Source organism: Pseudomonas sp. GW821-FHT09C08, assembly GCF_059418125.1.
The window spans coordinates 497,833-516,022 of record NZ_JBWKPG010000001.1 but is presented as its reverse complement, the minus strand read 5'-3'; the positions used below and the strand labels follow the sequence as shown (position 1 = coordinate 516,022).

At 63.5% G+C, this 18,190-nt stretch carries 16 protein-coding genes; 11 read left to right on the top strand and 5 right to left on the bottom strand.

Annotated features, from left to right (window positions below):
* The first annotated feature begins 10 nt into the window (after positions 1-10).
* A complete protein-coding gene (locus AC07OJ_RS01995; protein ID WP_495093793.1) occupies positions 11-1,162 on the top strand; it encodes a MalY/PatB family protein in 1,152 nt (383 codons plus the stop codon).
* A gap of 130 nt (positions 1,163-1,292) precedes the next feature.
* Here AC07OJ_RS01995 and AC07OJ_RS01990 read toward each other — a convergent pair whose 3' ends face one another.
* Positions 1,293-1,508: a TOBE domain-containing protein gene (locus AC07OJ_RS01990; protein ID WP_003173733.1), complete on the bottom strand. Its 216-nt coding sequence runs from the start codon at positions 1,506-1,508 to the stop codon at positions 1,293-1,295.
* A gap of 319 nt (positions 1,509-1,827) precedes the next feature.
* Here AC07OJ_RS01990 and AC07OJ_RS01985 point away from each other — a divergent pair, with 319 nt between their 5' ends.
* The 4 genes from AC07OJ_RS01985 to AC07OJ_RS01970 are packed head-to-tail and all read left to right on the top strand — an operon-like array spanning position 1,828 to position 4,639.
* A complete protein-coding gene (locus tag AC07OJ_RS01985; RefSeq protein WP_065904916.1) occupies positions 1,828-2,799 on the top strand; it encodes an aliphatic sulfonate ABC transporter substrate-binding protein in 972 nt (323 codons plus the stop codon).
* A 10-nt stretch (positions 2,800-2,809) separates the two neighbouring features.
* Positions 2,810-3,637: an ABC transporter permease gene (locus AC07OJ_RS01980; RefSeq protein WP_495093792.1), complete on the top strand. Its 828-nt coding sequence runs from the start codon at positions 2,810-2,812 to the stop codon at positions 3,635-3,637.
* Positions 3,634-4,347: an ABC transporter ATP-binding protein gene (locus tag AC07OJ_RS01975; protein ID WP_065904912.1), complete on the top strand. Its 714-nt coding sequence runs from the start codon at positions 3,634-3,636 to the stop codon at positions 4,345-4,347. Before AC07OJ_RS01980 ends, AC07OJ_RS01975 begins: the two co-directional genes overlap by 4 nt.
* A gap of 37 nt (positions 4,348-4,384) precedes the next feature.
* A complete protein-coding gene (locus AC07OJ_RS01970) occupies positions 4,385-4,639 on the top strand; it encodes a hypothetical protein (protein ID WP_495093791.1) in 255 nt (84 codons plus the stop codon).
* 290 nt (positions 4,640-4,929) lie between these two features.
* Here AC07OJ_RS01970 and AC07OJ_RS01965 read toward each other — a convergent pair whose 3' ends face one another.
* From AC07OJ_RS01965 to AC07OJ_RS01950, 4 genes are all read right to left on the bottom strand, one after another.
* A complete protein-coding gene (locus tag AC07OJ_RS01965; protein WP_495093790.1) occupies positions 4,930-5,856 on the bottom strand; it encodes a FecR domain-containing protein in 927 nt (308 codons plus the stop codon).
* Positions 5,853-6,371 carry a sigma-70 family RNA polymerase sigma factor gene (locus tag AC07OJ_RS01960; protein WP_106804057.1) on the bottom strand — a complete coding sequence of 173 codons (519 nt, stop codon included), beginning with the start codon at positions 6,369-6,371 and terminating at the stop codon, positions 5,853-5,855. The genes AC07OJ_RS01965 and AC07OJ_RS01960 overlap by 4 nt, the downstream gene beginning before the upstream one ends.
* A 93-nt stretch (positions 6,372-6,464) precedes the next feature.
* Complete coding sequence (locus AC07OJ_RS01955) at positions 6,465-7,082, bottom strand: LbetaH domain-containing protein (RefSeq protein ID WP_495093789.1); 618 nt, start codon at positions 7,080-7,082, stop codon at positions 6,465-6,467.
* Between the two features lie 48 nt (positions 7,083-7,130).
* Positions 7,131-8,207 (bottom strand): sigma-54 interaction domain-containing protein, encoded by a 1,077-nt coding sequence (locus AC07OJ_RS01950; RefSeq protein WP_065901248.1) that lies wholly within the window; start codon positions 8,205-8,207, stop codon positions 7,131-7,133.
* Between the two features lie 401 nt (positions 8,208-8,608).
* Between AC07OJ_RS01950 and AC07OJ_RS01945 the strand changes: the two genes are divergently transcribed.
* The 6 genes from AC07OJ_RS01945 (at position 8,609) to AC07OJ_RS01920 (ending at position 17,513) form a co-directional block, all read left to right on the top strand.
* Complete coding sequence (locus tag AC07OJ_RS01945; protein WP_120448470.1) at positions 8,609-9,676, top strand: ABC transporter substrate-binding protein; 1,068 nt, start codon at positions 8,609-8,611, stop codon at positions 9,674-9,676.
* A gap of 14 nt (positions 9,677-9,690) precedes the next feature.
* Positions 9,691-10,917, top strand: coding sequence for a lipase family protein (locus AC07OJ_RS01940; RefSeq protein WP_495093788.1), 1,227 nt, complete (start codon positions 9,691-9,693; stop codon positions 10,915-10,917).
* Between the two features lie 13 nt (positions 10,918-10,930).
* Complete coding sequence (locus AC07OJ_RS01935; protein ID WP_065901242.1) at positions 10,931-12,136, top strand: LLM class flavin-dependent oxidoreductase; 1,206 nt, start codon at positions 10,931-10,933, stop codon at positions 12,134-12,136.
* 4 nt (positions 12,137-12,140) lie between these two features.
* Positions 12,141-13,697, top strand: a complete 1,557-nt coding sequence (locus AC07OJ_RS01930) for an ABC transporter substrate-binding protein (RefSeq protein WP_495093787.1) — start codon at positions 12,141-12,143, stop codon at positions 13,695-13,697.
* A 152-nt stretch (positions 13,698-13,849) separates the two neighbouring features.
* Positions 13,850-16,411 (top strand): TonB-dependent receptor, encoded by a 2,562-nt coding sequence (locus tag AC07OJ_RS01925; protein WP_495093786.1) that lies wholly within the window; start codon positions 13,850-13,852, stop codon positions 16,409-16,411.
* A gap of 19 nt (positions 16,412-16,430) precedes the next feature.
* Positions 16,431-17,513: an LLM class flavin-dependent oxidoreductase gene (locus tag AC07OJ_RS01920; RefSeq protein ID WP_065901239.1), complete on the top strand. Its 1,083-nt coding sequence runs from the start codon at positions 16,431-16,433 to the stop codon at positions 17,511-17,513.
* Positions 17,514-18,190 lie beyond the last annotated feature (677 nt).

The following is an 18,190-nucleotide window of genomic DNA, read 5'->3' as shown; positions in this document are numbered from 1 at the left end:
CGAGCCTCCCATGAGCTTTGATTTCGACACGATCCACCCCCGCCTCGGCACCGGCAGCACCAAGTGGAACCGTTATCCGTCCGACGTTTTGCCGATGTGGATCGCCGACATGGATATCGCCGCGCCACCTGCGGTGCTGCAGGCGCTGCGCGCGCGCCTCGACCAGCAGATCCTCGGCTACAGCGTGGCCGGTCCGGATGTGCGCGAAGCCATCGTCGCCGACCTGTGGGCCAAGTACGCCTGGCGCGTGCAACCGGAAGAACTGCTGTTTTTACCCGGCGTCGAACCGGGCTTCAATATGGCGCTGCACGCCTTCGTGCAACCCGGCCAGCCGGTCGTGCTGCAGACCCCCAACTATCGCCCGATCCGCCTGGCGCCGGGGCACTGGAACCTGCCGCGTATCGAAGTGCCGTTCGAATTGGTCAACGGTGAATACCTGACCCCACTGCAGGCCCTGCGCCAGGCACTCGACGGCGCCGGTGCGCTGCTGTTGAGCAACCCTCACAACCCGATGGGCAAAGTCTTCCCGCGCGAAGAACTGCTGGCCGTGGCCACTGCCTGCCTGGAACACGGCGCGCTGATCATCAGCGACGAGATTCACGCCGAGCTGTGCTTCGACGGCCGCCGCCACATCCCCACCGCCAGCCTCAGCCCCGAGATCGCCCAGCGCACCATCACCCTGATGTCGGCGAGCAAGGCCTATAACGTCGCCGGCCTGAAGACCTGCTTTGCCGTGGTGCAGAACGCCGAGATTCGCGAGCGCTTCAACCAGGCGCGCTGCGGCATGGTCGACAGCGTCAGCCCCCTGGGCCTGGAGGCCACCCGCGCCGCCTACAGCCAGTGCGGCGACTGGCTGGAGGCGCTGGTCGGGTACCTGCAAGCCAACCGCGACTACCTGCTCGACGCGGTCAACACGCGCCTGCCCGGCGTCGTCATGCACGCCCCGCAGGGCACCTACCTGGCCTGGCTGGATTGCAGCGCCCTGGGCCTGGACGACCCGCAGCAGTTCTTCCTCGAACACGCCAAGGTCGGCCTGAGCGCAGGGATCGAATTCGGCGACGACAGCCAGCAGTTCGTGCGCCTGAACTTCGGCTGCCCACGCTCGATGCTCGAAGAAGGCCTGCAACGCATGGAGCATGCCTTGCGTCACCGCCGGGGCTGATTCGCGACGTTGACGGTACGCAAAAAAAATGTGGGAGCGGGCTTGCTCGCGAATGCACCGGGACAGTTAACGATGGGTTGACTGACACACTGCCTTCGCGAGCAAGCCCGCTCCCACATTTGTATGGGGTTCACAATTTGGCGATGGATACTTCGGTGGACTTCACAAACGCAATCACTTCACTGCCGACCTTCAATTCCAGATCGCGCACCGAGCGGGTGGTGATCACCGAAGTGACGATACCCGACGCGGTTTGCACGTCGATTTCGGACACCACTTCGCCCAGCAGGATCTCCTTGATCACGCCCTTGAACTGGTTGCGCACGTTGATCGCTTTAATGGTCATGTCGGGTTTCCTTTTGGCTGTTGGGTCAATCCGCACGAATGCGCAGGCCCTCAAAATGCGCTATCACGGAGAACATTAAAAGGAATAAATAACTCTTTATTTATACTATTTTGAAATATACCAACTGTTCGCCTGCCAACAGTGGTTCAACAATCTGCTGCACCCACCAACAGCCTGACCTGTCCAAACCCCAGCAAATCCGACCTCGCACAAGATGGCACAGAGACTGCATATTCCTATAAAGCATGATGGAACATGCCATCTCAGTTTTCTGAATATAAGAAAAGCCTTCTCTCAACGCCTTGTCCGGAGCTGTTCCATGAAACCTTTGACCCACCGTCTACTCGGCGCCTGCGCCCTTGCCCTGTGCCTGCAATCGCCGGCCTTCGCCGCCGAGACCGACCCGGCCGAAGTCAACCTCGACTACGCCTACTATTCCCCCGTCAGCCTGGTGCTCAAACACTTCGGTTGGCTGGAACAAGCCCTGCCCAAGAGCAAAGTCGGCTGGGTCCTGAGCCAGGGCAGCAACCGTTCCCTGGAGTACCTCAACAGCGGCGGCGTGGACTTCGCCTCCTCCGCCAGCCTCTCGGCAGTGTTGAGCCGCGCGAATGGCAGCCCGATCAAATCGGTGTACGTCTACAGCCGCGCCGAGTGGACCGCCCTGGTGGTACGCAAGGACTCGCCGTTCAAGAGCGTGACCGACCTCAAAGGCAAGAAAATCGCGGCCACCAAAGGCACCGACCCGTACCTGTTCACCCTGCGCAGCCTGCAATTGGCCGGGCTGAAAAAAGACGATGTCGAGTTGGTCCACCTGCAGCATCCGGATGGCCGCACCGCGCTGGAAAAAGGTGATGTCGATGCCTGGGCCGGTCTCGACCCGCACATGGCCGCCAGTGAAATCCAGGCCGGCTCGCGCCTGCTCTACCGCAACAAAGACTTCAACAGCTACGGCGTAGTCAGCGTCACCGAAAAATTCGCCAAGGAGCACCCACAAACCATCACCAAAGTACTCGGTGCCTATGAAAAAGCCCGCGACTGGGCAGTGAAGCACCCGGATGAATTCGCCAAGCTGCTCGCCGACGAATCCGGCCTGCCGCTGGAAGTGGCCAAGCTGCAACTGTCGCGCACCGACCTCAGCACCCCGCTGCTGAGCAGCAAGGATGTGCAGTCGTCCAAGGCCGCTGCGCCGATCCTGGTGTCCGAAGAGTTGGTCCGCAAAGGCGTGAATGTCGACCAGGTGATCGACCAGTTGATCGATACCTCGTTCGGCCAAACCCTGCCCAAGCCATAAGGGGTCTGTGATGACCAGCAAAACCCAAGCACTGCCGCTGCCTGCGCCGGTGATCAACCCGCGCAGCGCCTGGCCGCGCCGGCTCAAGGGGCTGGTGTTGCCGGTGGCGATCCTGTTGATCCTCGAAGTGGTCGTGCGGGTCGGCTGGCTGCCGTCCTACCAGATGCCGGCGCCGAGCGAGATCGCCGTGACCCTCACCGACCTGGCCGAAGGCGCGTTGTGGAAGCACATCAGCGCCAGCCTCGGCCGGGTGTTGCTGGGCTTTGCCATCGGCGCCAGCCTGGCCCTGGTGTTCGCCGCCTGGGTCGGCCTCAGCCGTGAGGCCGAGGCCTATCTGGAACCGACCTTCGCCGGGCTGCGCTCAATCCCGAGCCTGGCCTGGGTGCCGCTGTTGCTGCTGTGGCTGGGCATCGATGAAACCTCGAAAATCGTGCTGATTGCGATTGGCGCGTTCTTCCCGGTGTACCTCAACGGGGTGGCGGCGATCCGCGATATCGACCGCAAGCTGGTGGAGGTCGGGCAAATGTACGGCTTCAGTCGGCGCCGGCTGGTGCGGCGCATCCTGCTGCCCGCCGCCCTGCCCGGCCTGTTCACCGGCTTGCGCAGTGGCCTGAGCCTGACGTGGATGTTCCTGGTGGCGGCCGAGCTGATCGCGGCGACCAAGGGCCTGGGTTACCTGCTCAGCGATGGGCGCGAAACCTCGCGGCCGGACATCGTGCTGGCGGCAATCATCGTGCTCGCGCTGTTGGGCAAGGTCAGCGACGGCCTGCTCGCCGCGCTGGAAAAACGCTGCCTGGCCTGGCGCGATACTTTCAATGGCCAAGGAGCGCAACCATGAGCCAGCCGTTATTGGAGATTCGGGTGGAGCGTAAAAGCTTCGCCAGCACCACCGTGTTGAAAGACGTGCGCCTGGCCTTGCGACCTAGGGAAGCCGTGAGCCTGCTGGGCCCCAGCGGTTGCGGCAAGAGCACCTTGCTGCGCATCGTCGCCGGGTTGGAAAAGGACTTCCAGGGCGAACTGCGCAGCCCCGATGGCGAAGTGGCGTTCGTGTTCCAGGAACCTCGGCTGATGCCCTGGCTCACCGTGGAACAGAACATCGGCTTCAGCGACGACAGCCACTACGACAAGGCCTGGGTCGCGCAGTTGATCGAGGAAGTCGGCCTCAAGGGGTTTGCCCAGGCGCTGCCCAAGGCGCTGTCCGGCGGCATGGCGCAACGCGTGGCCATCGCACGCGGCCTGTATTCTCGTCCGCAGGTGTTGCTGCTGGATGAGCCGTTCAGTGCGGTGGATGCATTCACGCGCATGAAACTGCAGGACTTGCTGCTGCAACTGGCCGCGCACCATGCCATCGCACTGCTGCTGGTGACCCATGATGTGGACGAGGCGCTGTACCTGAGTGACCGGGTGCTGGTGATGGACAACCGCCCGAGCAGCATCCGCCAGGAACTGACAGTGGAGCTGCCGCACCCACGGGACCGACGCGACCCACTGCTCGCCAGGCTCAAGGTCGAGTCGCTGACTGAGCTGCAACGGGCGCATGTGATCTGACGTTGATGGCGATGGAGGGAGGAGTTGCTGGTCCGTCGTGGCCACAGAGCTTTATGTGCCTGCTGGGCTCATTGTGACTTCGGGGATTTCTGGGGCTGATGAACTCATTGTGACCCCTGAGATTTCTGCGGCTGATGAACTCATTGTGACCACTGGAATTTCTGGGGCTGATGAACTCATCGTGACCACTGGAATTTCCGGGGCTGATGAACTCATCGTGACCACTGGGATTTCTGCGGCTGATGAACTCATTGTGACCCTGGGTTTTCTGGGGCTGATGAACTCATTGTGACCCTGGGTTTTCTGGGGCTGATGAACTCATCGTGACCACTGGAATTTCTGGGGCTGATGAACTCATTGTGGCGAGCGGGCTTGCCCCGCGTTGGGCTGCGAAGCGGCCCCAGAACCTGACACCGAGGATTGCCTGACACACTGCATTCTGCTGGACTGGGGCTGCTGCGCAGCCCAACGCGGGGCAAGCCCGCTCACCACAATTGAAAACCCAGTAACCATATAAAGTTCAGCTGCCTCAACAACCCCACCAGGCACATAAAGTCGGCCAGGCAACCACCACCACAACCCTCAAACAGCCGTGTCCCGCGGTGCCAGGGTCACCCAATAGCGGGTGCGTGAGTGCAGCTCCAGCCCCAGCGTCGAAGCCAGCAGGCTGAGGATGCGGTCGGTGTCGTCGAGGCGGAAACTGCCGGTGACCCGCAGCGATTCCAGGCGCGGATCCCAACGCAATACGCCCGGGCGATAGCGCTCCAGTTCACGCAGGAAATCCCCCAGCGCCTGGTTCTGTGCCGTCAGCACGCCGTCGCGCCAGCCCAGTTGCAGCACATCGAACGGCACCCAGGCACCCAGCCCGCTGGCGTGCAGAGACGCTTGTTGACCGCCTTGCAGCGTCGCCAATTGCCCTTTCAGGTCGCGTACCTGCACCGCACCCTTGAGCACCGAGACCCGGCAGCCGGAAGCCAGTTGCCGCACACACACCTCGGCCTGGCTGACGCGCAATTGGCCATAACGGGTGTCCACGGTCAGCGCTGCCGTACCCGGCACCGTCAGCGCCAGTTCGCCGTCGACCAGGGTCACGCGGCGTTGCGCCAAGTCCACGTCCACTGCCGTCGCGGTGTTGAGCTGCAGGCTGGCGCCGTCCGCCAGTGGCAGGCGCTTGCGCTCGCCGGTGGCGGTGCGCAGGTCGGCACGCCAGGCGTCGAGGGGCAACTGCCGGCTGATCAGCCAGGCCGCCGGCACCAGTGCTGCCACACCCAATGCGCGCTTGAGCACCGCGCGACGCCCCGGCTGCGGGCGGTCGAGGCTGGCCATGGCCAGTGCCTGGGGCAACTCACTGAAGCGCTGGCGCAGGCTTTGCGCACGCTGCCAGGTCTGTTCGTGCTGGGGATGGCTGTCGCGCCAGTGCTGCAGGGCGGCGTGATCACGCTCGGTGGCGGCGCCGGATTCCAGCAGTGCCAGCCACTGGGCGGCCGCACGCGCGACGTCACGGTTCACAGCTCCACCAGCAGGCAATGTTCATAGGCCTGGGCCATGTAGCGCTTCACGGTGCGCTCGGACACTGCCAGGCGCTCGGCTATCTCGCGATACCCCAGGCCTTCGAGCTGGCTCCACAAGAACGCGCGGCGGACCACGGCCGGCAAGCCATCGAGCAATTCATCCAGGGCCTGCAGGGTTTCCAGCACCAGCCAGCGCTGTTCGGGCGACGGTACACAGGCCTCGGGCAAGGTGGCCAGGGCATTCAGGTAGGCCTGTTCGAGGCTGCGGCGCTGATGAAAATTCACCAGCAGGCGCTTGCCGACGGTCACAAGGTAAGCCCGCGGTTCCTGCATCTGCGCGATCGGCTGGGCACTCGCAAGCACCCGCAGGAACGTGTCCTGGCTCAGGTCGGCTGCATCCCAGGCATTGCCCAGGCGCCGCCGCAGCCAGCTTTCCAGCCAACTGCGATGCTCGCGGTACAGGCACGACAAGGTCAGTTCGGGGGCGTGCGTAGGGACAACAGCATCATTCATGGCGAGCAACCTGCACGGGCGCGATTATGTCTCAAATGAGATTCATTCTAATTAATATCCCGCCGCGACACCACGATCTTTTCAACCTCGCGTTTATATCGGCGCCTCGGCGTCGAACACCTGCCCGCGCCCAATCACGCTGGCAGGCGCCAACACCGCCCCCGGGGCCAGCACTGCATTGGCACCGATGCGGCATTGGTCACCGAGCAACGCGCCGAACTTGTCGCACCCGGTGCGCTGCAACAGGCCTGCGACGCGCACCTGCACTTCCTTGTCATCGCGCTCGTTACGGTAGTTGGCGACGATGCTGCCCGCCTCCAGGTTGATACCGTGGCCGAGCACCGAATCGCCGACAAAGTTGAAGTGCGCCAGCTTGCTGCCGCTGAACACGAAGGAAGTTTTCAACTCGGCACCCGGGCCGATGATGCAGCCCGCATCCAGCCAACACCCTCCGCGCAGCAGTGCGCCGCTGGCGATAAAGCAATCGGCGCCAATGATCAGCGGCGGCTTGAGCAAGGCGCCCGGTTCGACGATGGCACTGCGGTGGATAGCAATTTCGCCTTGCACGCTGTAGTCGTCAGCCGGCAGGTCGGCCAGCAACTGGCGAACCACAGCAGGTGCCTGGGTCACCAGCGCCCAGGGCGACAGGTCGGCCCAGGGGGACAGTGCGGAGCGGGAAATATCGGCGATGTAATCGGTCAGTCGGATCAATGTCGAGCCCTCTACAGATCAGAGAAGCTCGAAACGCTAACACCCGGTTTACTGGCCGTCGAGCAGCGCAGGCTTGCCCAGTTCGCCGATCTTCTCCAGCCGCGCGCGCACGATATTGCGGCTGATATTGAGCAAGCGCCCGGTCTGCAACTGGTTGCCGTGGCAGTAGCGGTACGCCGCGCGAAAGATCGTCTCTTCGATGTGTTCGTAGAGGTCTGGAATGTTTTGCTCGAACAGCGCGTTGAGTGCGCTTTCCAGGTCGACCGGGCCGCTAATGGCCGGCGGCGCATGGTTGGCTTCGTCCTGGCGAATGCCCGACGAACGCATGTCCACCAAGTGCAGATCGGCCGGTTGCACACGCTGGTTGCGGCACACCAGCAAGGCATGGTGAATGGCGTTTTCCAGCTCGCGGATATTCCCCGGCCAGCTGTGTTCGAGCATTTTGCGCTCGGCCTCCAGGCTCAGGCTGGCGCGGTTGTAGCCCAGGCGCTGGCAGTGCTCTTCAAGAAAGAATTCGGCCAGCGGCAGGATGTCACCGGGGCGTTCGCGCAGCGGTGGCAGGCGGATCGTCGCGACGTGCAAACGGTAGAATAAATCCTCACGAAAATGCCCCGCCACCACCGCGTCCGCGAGGTTGACGTTGGTCGCCGCCACCAGCCGCACGTTGATCGGGATGGGCGTTCGCGACCCCAGGCGCACCACCTCGCGCTCCTGCAGCACGCGCAGCAATTTCACCTGCATGTTCAATGGCAGGTCGCCGATTTCATCGAGGAACAATGTGCCGCCGTTCGCCGCTTCAAACCAGCCAGCCTTGTGCGTGGTAGCCCCGGTGAACGCGCCCTTTTCATGGCCAAACAGTTCGCTCTCCACCAGGGTTTCGGCGAAGGCACCGCAGTTCACCGCGACAAAGGGCTCGCGTCCGCGTCGACTCAAATTGTGAATATGCCGCGCGACCAATTCCTTGCCGGTGCCCGTCTCGCCAATGATCAAGGTGTTGGCCTCGCTGGGCGCGAGGCGCTCGATACGCGCCAGCAGTTCCTGCGAGCGCGGGTCCTTGAAGACCAGCACGGTGGCACGCACCGACTTGGTCAATTCACGGGCGTTGGGATGGGTGATCAGCGACATGGTGCATTCCTGGCAGTAAAAGCGCGTGCTCAATAGTGCATGAAGTTTTCTAGACCATTTAATTATTAATTAATATTTATATATTCCCTGATCGAATATACCAGCAGCGACACCTGGCACTGCTGCTGGAGCAGCAATCGGCCAGCACTTGCGTGTTCGCCCATCAGCAACAAGCCTTTCGAGCCACCCTTCGACGAAACCCTGCAGGCCTTGCAGCACGCGGGCTAGAGCGCTTTTTTCGCTGGCTGGCATGCAATCTGCTCTGTCCCTCCCAACACGATCTCCGTGCGGGAGCCGACGTGCTGGCGATAGCGTCTTTTCAGGCGCTGCAAGGCTCAAGAGCCGCATCGCCGGCAAGCCGGCTCCTACCGGGGTTGTCAATTCAGGTAGGGAGAACGCCCATGAAAAACCTCTGGCGCAAGACCATCGCGGCACTGTTCGGGGTACTTGCAATCAGCACCGTCCACGCCGCTCCGACCTCGGTGAAAATCGCCATCGTCGCCTACACCCAAGGCGGTAAACCGGTGTTTGGTGGCATCGCCGGGCGCGTGATCGAGGAGGGCTGGCTTGAAGCACAACTGCGCGAGCGCGGGGTCAAGCTGGAATGGATCGCCCTGCCCCACGCCGGCGCCGGCCCACAGATCAACGAGGGCTTCAGCAACAACAGCCTGGACTTCGCCGTGCGCGGCGACCTGCCTTCCGTCATCGCCGGTGCCGGCGGTGTGCCGGGCAAGCTGATCGTGCCCGGGGGCAGCGGCAACAACATCTACCTGGTGGTGCCCGAAGGCTCCAGCGCCAAGACCATCGAAGATCTCAAGGGCAAGCGCCTGGCGCTGCACCGTGGCCGTCCCTGGGAGTTCGCCTTCAGCAACTTCCTGGCCAGCAAGGGCCTGAAACTCGACGACTTCAAGATCGCCAACCTCAACCCGCAGGTCGGCGCCGCAGCGGTTTCGGCCGGCAAGGTCGATGCGGCCGTGCTGCTGAGCGAAGCCTACGCCCTGGAAGACAAAGGCGTGGGCAAGATCATCTGGTCGACCAAGCAAGGCAGCAACGACTGGCGCCTGGTCTCGGACCTGTGGGGCACCGACGCGTTTGTGCAACAGAACCCGGACATCACCCAATTGCTCGCCACCGCGTGGGTCAAGGCGGCGTGGTGGATTTCCCAACCGCAGAACCAGGACGCCTATTACCAGCTGTCTTCGCGCGCCGGCACCGCCGAGAGCGTGCTGCGCCGCGACGACCAGAACGACCCGGTGGCCTGGAAAGACCGCTGGGCACCGAAAAGCGACGCGCAACTCAAGGCCCACTACCAGGCGCTGACCGCCTACGCGCTGGCCAACCACCTGATTCGCGACACCTACGACATCGGCCCGTCACTGGCCACCGGCTTCACCAACCAGGCCCTGATCGACCTGAAACTCACCGACTACTGGCCGGCCCTGCGTGGCCAGGTCAGCACTAATCCTTGATAGGGAAATGACTGATGAAACTGCCGCACTCCTTCGCCTTCGGTCTCAGCGTACTGGCCTTGTCCATGAGCGCCTTCGCCGCCGACGTGCACGCCCCCAAGCCCGACCCGCTGCAAGGCGATGGCCGCGTCTCGGCTTTCTACACCTGGGAAAAAGTCATTCCGGCCACCCCCGGCAAACTGCTGCGCAGCGAACCGCTGGACAAGACCCTGAGCCTGGCAAACGCCGCCAGTGCCCAACGCATTCTGTACACCTCCACCGATGGCATCGATAACAAGACGCCAATCGTGGTCTCCGGTGCGCTGTTCCTGCCCAAGGGCAAGGCACCGGCCGGCGGCTGGCCCGTGGTCAGCTGGGGCCACGGCACCGTGGGTGTGGCGGACGTGTGCGCGCCGTCCTGGCAAGGTCGCTCCTACCGCGATGTGACCTACCTCAACCGCTGGCTGGAAGAAGGGTTTTCCGTGGTCGCCACCGACTATCAAGGCCTCGGCGTGCCCGGCGGCCATCCATTGCTCAACAGCCGCATGGCCGCCTACGGCATTCTCGACGCCGCCAAGGCGGTGGTCGCCGATGTGCCGGGGCTGGCGGATAAAGTCTTGATCGTCGGCCAGTCCCAGGGCGGTGCCGGGGCCTTTGCGGCCGCAGCCTATGCCGCCACCTATGCGCCGAACCTGGGCGTCAAGGGCAGCGTGGGCACCGGCGTGATCTACACCCTCGACTACGCGAAGAACCCCAGTGAAGAAGTGCGCAACAAAGTCGACCCGACCCTGGCCTACGGTTTCTACACCTTGCTGGCGGCCCAGCAATACGACCCGAGCATCAACCCGGCCGACTTCTACACCGAAAAGGCCCTGCCGCTGTTCGAACAGGCGCGCACCAGTTGCCTGTTTGCCCTGGAAGGCGACGTCGAAGGCCTCGGCTTGAGCATTGCCAACACCAAGAAAGACTACAAGGGCAAGCAACTCGCGCCGTGGCTCGCGCAAATCGCCTACCCGACCCTGAAGACCTCCAAGCCGATCTTCATCGGCACCGGTGCCGAAGACACCACCCCCGCTGCCGCCACCCAGGTCAAGCTGATGCAGGACGCCTGCAACGCCGGCTCCATCGTCGAAGGCCACCTGTACAAGGGCCTGGGCCACAGCGCCACGGTCAATGCGTCGCTGAAGGACTCGATCCCGTTTGCCCACAAGGTCATCAACGACCAACCGATTACCCCGGTGTGCGCCCCGAGCGCGCAATAAGCAGGAGGCTTGCATGAGCATCGAATTCTTCACCCGCCTGCCGCTGCACGGCGAAACCCAGTTCCTGCCCGGAGATCCACGCAACCGTGGCGACTGGCATCGCGGCGGCGCCAACAGCACTGGCGCAGTGTCCGGGTTCAGCGTGGGCGACCACTTCACCTATATCGACTACCTGGGGCAGATCGCCAAGGCGGCCGAGATCAACCAGTTCGGCGGCGCGTTGATGGTCAACGCGCCGACCGGTGAAGAACCCTGGACGGTCTGCTCGCTGCTCGCCCGCGAGACCCGCACCTTGCAGTTCGTCACGGCGTTCCAGCCCTACCACTACACCCCGTGGGTGGCCGTGCAGCAGGCGGCCACCTACCAGCGCGCCACCGGCAACCGGCTGGTCTGGAACATCATCAACGGCGGCTCGGACGCGATCCAGCGCCAGGTCGGCGACTACAGCGACCACGATGAACGCTACGCGCGCGCCACCGAGTTCATGGACGTGGTCAAGGGCTATTGGCACAACGAGACCTTCCACTACGACGGCAAATTCTACAAAGCCGATGGCGGTGGCCTGCGCGGGCCGCTGAAGAAGGCCCAGTTGCCGCTGATCTGCACCGCCGGCTCGTCGATTGCGGCCCGCGAGTTCGCTGCCAAGCACGCCGACTTCTACCTGATGCGCGCCGAGCACCCGGATGAAATCGCCGCGCTGATCGCCGACCTGCGCCAGCGCGCCCTCAAGTGGGGACGCACCGACATTCGCTTCGGCCTGTCGATCGACGTGATCACGCGCGAGACCGAAGACCTGGCCCGCACCGAGGCCAAGCGTTTCTTCGACGAAGGCATCGCCCGTGGCGCGGTCAAGGCCGTGGCCGCGCATGCCGGGCTGCGCACCGCGCGCAAACTGAGCTATGAGCATGGCTTTGCCGAGAAGAACGAAGCCCAGGGCTTCGACGACTTCTTCATTCACCCCAATGTGTGGACCGGCTTCGGCTATATCGGCATTCCGCCGGGCTGCGCGCTGGTCGGCAGCTACGAGAACGTGGTGGCGCGGATTCGCGAGTACAACAGCATCGGCATCGACCTGTTCTTCCTCGCCGGCTACCCGCATCTGGAAGAAGCCTATCGCCTCGGCGAGCATATCCTCCCGCACTTTCGCAGCGAGCGGGTCGAACTGAGCCGCACACAGGAGCCGGTGCGCGAACTGCACTCGGCCAATGGCGGGGCCTGACGCCATGACCTTACTGCTCAGCCGCCGGGACTTTCTCGGCTACAGCGCAACCGTCGGCGGCGGCCTGCTGCTGGCGGGCTGCGGCCCCAGCGATACACCCGGCGCGGTCGCCGGTAACGACCAGCCACGCTACGGCGGACGCCTGCGCCTGGGGATTCTCGACGGCAACCAGAGTGGCAACCTCGACGCGCACAAGCCGATTGGCAGCGGCATCGTCCGCGGCTTCGCGCTGTACAGCAAGCTATGGGAATGGGACGAGCAGATGCAGCCGCGCCTGGCGCTGGCCGAATTCGCCGAGCCGAATGCCGACGCCAGCGCCTGGACCCTGCGCCTGCGTCCGGGCCTGGAGTTCCACAACGGCAAGACCATCGATGCCGATGACCTGATCTTCTCGATCCGGCGCCTGACCGATCCGCAACTCGCCTCGCCGTATGCAGCGCTGTTGCACTGGGTGGACCGCGACAACCTGGTCAAGCTCGACAACCGCACCGTGCGCCTGGGCTTTCGTGACGGACGCAGCTACATGCCGCTGGCGGAAACCTGGGTCAACTTTGGCGGCATCGTGCCCGTGGACTATCACCCGGTCACCAACCCGGTGGGCGCCGGCCCCTACAAACTGAAAAGCTTTACCCCCGGCCAGCGCTCGCTGTTCACCCGTTTCGACAACTACTACAAGGACGGCAAGCCGTACGCCGACGAGCTGGAAATCATCGACTTCAAGGACCAGGTCTCACGCCTCGCAGCCCTGCGCGCCGGGCAGATCGACATGGCCAACGTGATGCCTACCGAGCAACTGCCGATCCTGCAAAAGGACCCGCGCCTGCAGGTGATCAAGTCGGTGACCGGCAACTGGCTGTCCTTCGACATGAACCTGGACAAACCGCCGTTCAACGACCTGCGCGTGCGCGAGGCGTTCCGCCTGATGGCCGACCGTGAGGAACTGGTGCGCCGTGCGCTCAACGGCCAGGGCCGCGTGGCCAACGATTTGTATGCGCCCAGCGACCCGACCTTCAACCACGACCTCGGCCCTCGCGCCCACGACCCGCAACGCGCGGCGCAATTGCTCAAGGACGCCGGCCAGGAAAACCTCGAGGTGGAGCTGATCACCACCCCGGGCCCTGGCTTGAGTTCGGCGCTGGTGCTGGCCGAACAAGCCAAGCGCATCGGCGTGACGCTCAAGGTCAAGCAGGTGGACCTGGCGACGTTCCAGGGCCCGCTGAAAAACGACTGGACCCTGAGCACCGGCGGCAGCATCGGCGCGCCGTTCCTGGCCAGTGCGATTCACACGGATGCACCGTTCGCGGTGTCGAACAAGACCCACTTCAACGACCCGCAGTTCAGCGAACTGTTCCTCGCCGCCATGGCCCAACCCGACCTGGAAAAACGCAAGGCCCTGGTGCATCAGGTGCAGCAAATCCAGTACGAGCGCGGCGGTATGTTGATCTGGGGCTACGCCGACCTGCTCGACAGCGTGTCCACCCGCGTCGGTGGTGCGCAATCGGAAGAGTCACTGTTCAACACCTGGCGCTTCGAGAAGCTCTGGCTCAAAGACACCGCCTGAATCACTGACACCGCCTATCCCTGCAGGAGCCGGCTTGCCGGCGATGACGTCCGTCAGGCCGAGGCCAGGCGTGAAGCCCTCATCGCCGGCAAGCCGGGCGCCTGCAAGGGCACACCGCATTGATCCAATTTTCGACAGGAGGCATTTCTGCCATGCACGCTATCGCCTTGCGTTTACCCCTGCTGCTGGCCGCAAGCCTGCCGCTGCAGGTCTTTGCCGCTGATACTCAACTGCAGACCGTGACGGTGCAGGCCAGTAGCAGCGAGTCGGATGACGACGCCCTGCCCACTCGCCCACCGACCTCGGTGTACGGCGGTATTGAAGCCAGTGTGCTCGACACTCCGCGCTCGGTGGTGCAGGTGAATGCCGAGCAATTGGCCAACGGCTCGATCCACAGTGCCGACGACCTGGTCAAATACGCGCCCGGGATTACTCGCGGCGGCGGCCAGAACGCCGGGATTGCCCCGCAGTTCCGGGCCCAGGGCTCGGAAATCTTCCAGGATGGCCAGCGCGCCTATGGCGTGCGTCACCCGGCAAACTTCAACGCCTATGAAAGCGCGGATATCGTCGCCGGCCCGTCCTCGGTCACCTACGGGTCGGTGTCCGGCAGCGGCGGCTATGTCAACTACCTGAGCAAGAAACCCAATTTCACCGAGTTCAAGACCAAGCTCAGCGGCGAGCTGGGTTCGTGGGTTCCGGATGGCACCTCGCGCAGCTCCAACAAGTTCAGCATCGACAACACCGGCCCGCTGAGTGACAACCTGGCGTACCGCGTGAGCATCACCAAGCAGCGCCAGCAGGATTTCTACGACAACGTCGACAACAACTTCGACGCATTCTACGGCGCGCTGGCCTGGCGCAACGACAACGTGCGCGTGGACTGGAACGCCAGCTACGACAACTACTACGACTACAACATCACCCACGGCTGGAACCGCGCGACCCAGGACCTGGTGGATCACGGCAAGTACTACGCCGGCCGGGCCACGCCGATTTTCCAGAACGGCAACACCCTGTGGTCACCCGTGCTGGCCTCCGGCGCCGCCGACGCACCGACCGTTGGCTGGGTGCAGCGCCAGCGCAATGCCCAGGGCCAATACAGCGTGGTCGACGGCAGCTTCCAGACCGCCTCGCCCAACACCCAGGCCAGCCCCGGCAGCCTGCGCGGCTGGGTGTATGACCCGACGCTGGCCGGCAATGGCGAGCAGTCGCTGTCGTCCCAGGTCGGGCAACGCAAGGAAGACGAAAGCAGCTCGCGGCGCTTTACCACGCAATTGCGTATCGAGGCTGACCTGTCGCCGACCATCACTGTGGCCAACAGCACGTTCTACCAGCGCTCCAGGGACATCACCGATGCCGTCGGCGCGTTCCAGGTGCAATCCAAAGACAATATTTTCGACAACCGTTTCGAATTCCGCTCGCGTAACGAAGCCCAACTCGGCGGCTGGACCCTGCGCGACGAGAGCAATACCGGCCTGATCTACCGCCGCGAATTCAACCAGTCGATTGCCGCCAACAACAGCTTCGGCTCGACCATCAATGCCTATGACTTGACGCAAAATCCCTCGGGCAAGAACCCCGGCGACCTGCTCGGCCTCGACGCCAGCAACCCGGCCGGCGGCAACGGCGCGTGGATCGGCCAGCCCGGCGTGCCGCAGTACTCCAACTATTACGGTTGGCTCAACCTGGCAGCGATGTACCCCGCCGGGCACGGGCTGTATGCGGAATCCGTGGCGCCCTACACCGCTGAAAGCACCTGGTCCACCCAGACCCTGTTCAGCCAGCACAACCTCAAGTTCGGCGATTATTTGGGCCTGAACATCGGCGCCAGCCGCAGCTGGATCGACGCCGAGATCGATAACCCGTTCGTGCTCGCAGGCGGTAACAAGCGCAAGGACAGCGACAACTATCGGCTCTTCGCCTTCCAGGTCAGCCCGTATGTGAAACCGACCGAGAACACCACGCTGTACTACACCTTCGATCGCTCGCTGGCGGTCAACACCGGGTTCTTTTCCAACGGCCTGGGATGGGGCAGCGGCACCGGTGCCAACCAGCTCAACCCACTGGCGTTCCAGAGCCTGAGCGTGCTGCATGAAGTCGGGGTGAAGGTCGAGGCGCTGCCCAACCAGCTGTTCATGACCCTGGCCGCGTTCAAGCAGGCCCGTGACCAGTCCCCCGACAGCAATAACAACATCGCGCGCCTGCAGATCAAGGGCGTGGAAGCCACCGTGCGCTATCAACCCGATGACCACCTGCGCAGCGGCCTGAACCTGTCCAAGCTGAGTGCCTACAACGAGTTCACCTCCCAGGCCGGCTTCGCCTCCGCCGGGTTCATTGCCGACAACGGCACGGTGTTTGGCGATAACAACAGCCTCAACCAGCGGCCATCCGGGCGCTACGACGCGGTGCAGATTCCCGAGTACACCGCCAGTGGCTACGTGGACTATCGCTTCGATTCGGGCTTCGGTGCCGAACTCTCCGGCTGGTGGACCAGCAGCTGGTACCTGAACCTGAGCAAGACGGTAAAGATCCCCGACGAATACAACCTCGACCTCGCCCTGTACTACCGCCAGCCGCAGTGGAGCACCACGTTGCGCGTATTGAACCTGACCAACGAGCTGAACTTCGTCAGCGGCCTGGCCGGTTCCACCAACACCTTTTTACAACCCATGCCTGGCCGCACCTTGCTGGCCCAGGTCGACTATCAATTCTGATCCACCACCGGAGCCTTCCATGTCCATTGAATTTGTCGGCATGATTTTCCCGCGCCAATGGTCCGAAACCCGTGGCGTTCGCAGCCCGGATTTCGACCTCGACTTCATCCGCCACCATGCCCGCGCCCACGAGCACGCGGGCTTTGACCGCGTGCTGATCGCCAGCGGTCCCGGCAGCGCCGACAGCCTGCAGATCGCCGCCTATGCGGCGGCCCACACCGAGCGCCTGGGTTTCATGATCGCCCACCGCCCAGGCCTCACCGCGCCGACGGTCGCCGCACGCGCCTTTGCCACGCTGGACCACACCACCGGCGGCGGACGCATCCGCCTGCACGCGATTACCGGCATCACCGCCGAGCCGCAGGAAGGCGACTTCCTGCTGGACAAGACCGAGCGCTACAAACGCACCGATGAATACCTGGAGATCGTGCGGCGCACCTGGACCGCCGAGGAGCCGTTCGATTTCGAGGGCCAATACTTCAACATCAAGGGCGCGTTTTCACCGGTCAAGCCGCTGCAGCAGCCACACATCCCGATTTCGTTCGGCGGGTCTTCGGACATCGCCTATCAGATCGCGGTCAAGCATGCGGATTTGTATGCGCTGTGGGGCGAGCCGTTGAGTGGCGTGGCAGAGCAGATTGCCAAGCTCAAGGCCGCTGCATCGGCGGCCGGGGTTGCCGCGCCGCGGGTGAGTCTGTCAGTGCGCTTGATCCTTGGAGCCACGGAGGAACTGGCCTGGCAACGCGCCGAGCAGATCCTGCAGCAGATCAAGGCCAACCCGCAGTTTGCGGCCGGCAGCCCGTGGCAGAAACGCATCAAGGGCACCGGCTCGGAACGCCTGCTGGCCGCCGCCGCCCTGGGCGACCGCCACGACCGTGCGCTGTGGATGCCCACCGCCACGGCCGTCGGCGCCTACGGCGACACCACCGCACTGGTCGGCACCCCGGAAACCGTGGCCCAGGCGTTGCTGGATTACGTCGACTTGGGCGTGACGACCTTCCTCAACCGAGGCTACGACCCGCTGTATGACACCGTGGATTACGGGCGGTGGATCATTCCGGCGGTGCGGGAGGAGGCACAGCGCAGGAAAGGATTGAACTAGGACCCTTGGGGGAGCTGTATGTGGTTGAAATTTCAGCCACGACACCGCCCAACTGTAGGAGCTGGCTTGCCTGCGAAAGCGGTGTGTCAGGCACCTGATGCATCAACTGACATACCGCCTTCGCGGCCTCGCTAAAGCTCGACGGCTCCCACAGGGAGGTGGCTGTGTGGCTGGGATTGGAGCCACCACGGGATCCGCTATGTGGCTGGAATTGGAGCCACCACGGGATTCGCTCTGTGTCTGGGATTGGAGCAAGTGCCGGGTTTCGCTATGGGGTTGGAATTTTAGCCACGACACCGCCCAACTGTGGGAGCTGGCTTGCCTGCGAAAGCGGTGTGTCAGGCACCTGATGCATCAACTGACATACCGCCTTCGCGGCCTCGCTGGGGCTCGACGGTTCCCACAGGGGGGGTGCTGTGTGGCTAGGATTGGAGCCACCACAGGATCCGCTATGTGGCTGGGATTGGAGCCACCACGGGTTTCGCTCTGTGGCTGGGATTTGAGCAAGCACCGGGTTGCGCTATGGGGTTGGAATTTCAGCCACGACACAACCCAACTGTGGGAGCTGGCTTGCCTGCGAAAGCGGTGTGTCAGGCACCTGATGCATCAACTGACACACCGCCTTCGCGGCCTCGCTGGGGCTCGACGGCTCCCACAGGGAGGTGTGCTGTGTGTGG

Bases quoted from the DNA above. Each gene is read 5' to 3' on its own strand.
- AC07OJ_RS01995 (WP_495093793.1), top strand. From the start codon at position 11: ATGAGCTTTGATTTCGACACGATCCACCCCCGCCTCGGCACCGGCAGC.
- AC07OJ_RS01990 (WP_003173733.1), bottom strand. From the start codon at position 1,508: ATGACCATTAAAGCGATCAACGTGCGCAACCAGTTCAAGGGCGTGATC.
- AC07OJ_RS01985 (WP_065904916.1), top strand. From the start codon at position 1,828: ATGAAACCTTTGACCCACCGTCTACTCGGCGCCTGCGCCCTTGCCCTG.
- AC07OJ_RS01980 (WP_495093792.1), top strand. From the start codon at position 2,810: ATGACCAGCAAAACCCAAGCACTGCCGCTGCCTGCGCCGGTGATCAAC.
- AC07OJ_RS01975 (WP_065904912.1), top strand. From the start codon at position 3,634: ATGAGCCAGCCGTTATTGGAGATTCGGGTGGAGCGTAAAAGCTTCGCC.
- AC07OJ_RS01960 (WP_106804057.1), bottom strand. From the start codon at position 6,371: ATGAATGATGCTGTTGTCCCTACGCACGCCCCCGAACTGACCTTGTCG.
- AC07OJ_RS01950 (WP_065901248.1), bottom strand. From the start codon at position 8,207: ATGTCGCTGATCACCCATCCCAACGCCCGTGAATTGACCAAGTCGGTG.
- AC07OJ_RS01945 (WP_120448470.1), top strand. From the start codon at position 8,609: ATGAAAAACCTCTGGCGCAAGACCATCGCGGCACTGTTCGGGGTACTT.
- AC07OJ_RS01940 (WP_495093788.1), top strand. From the start codon at position 9,691: ATGAAACTGCCGCACTCCTTCGCCTTCGGTCTCAGCGTACTGGCCTTG.
- AC07OJ_RS01935 (WP_065901242.1), top strand. From the start codon at position 10,931: ATGAGCATCGAATTCTTCACCCGCCTGCCGCTGCACGGCGAAACCCAG.
- AC07OJ_RS01930 (WP_495093787.1), top strand. From the start codon at position 12,141: ATGACCTTACTGCTCAGCCGCCGGGACTTTCTCGGCTACAGCGCAACC.
- AC07OJ_RS01925 (WP_495093786.1), top strand. From the start codon at position 13,850: ATGCACGCTATCGCCTTGCGTTTACCCCTGCTGCTGGCCGCAAGCCTG.
- AC07OJ_RS01920 (WP_065901239.1), top strand. From the start codon at position 16,431: ATGTCCATTGAATTTGTCGGCATGATTTTCCCGCGCCAATGGTCCGAA.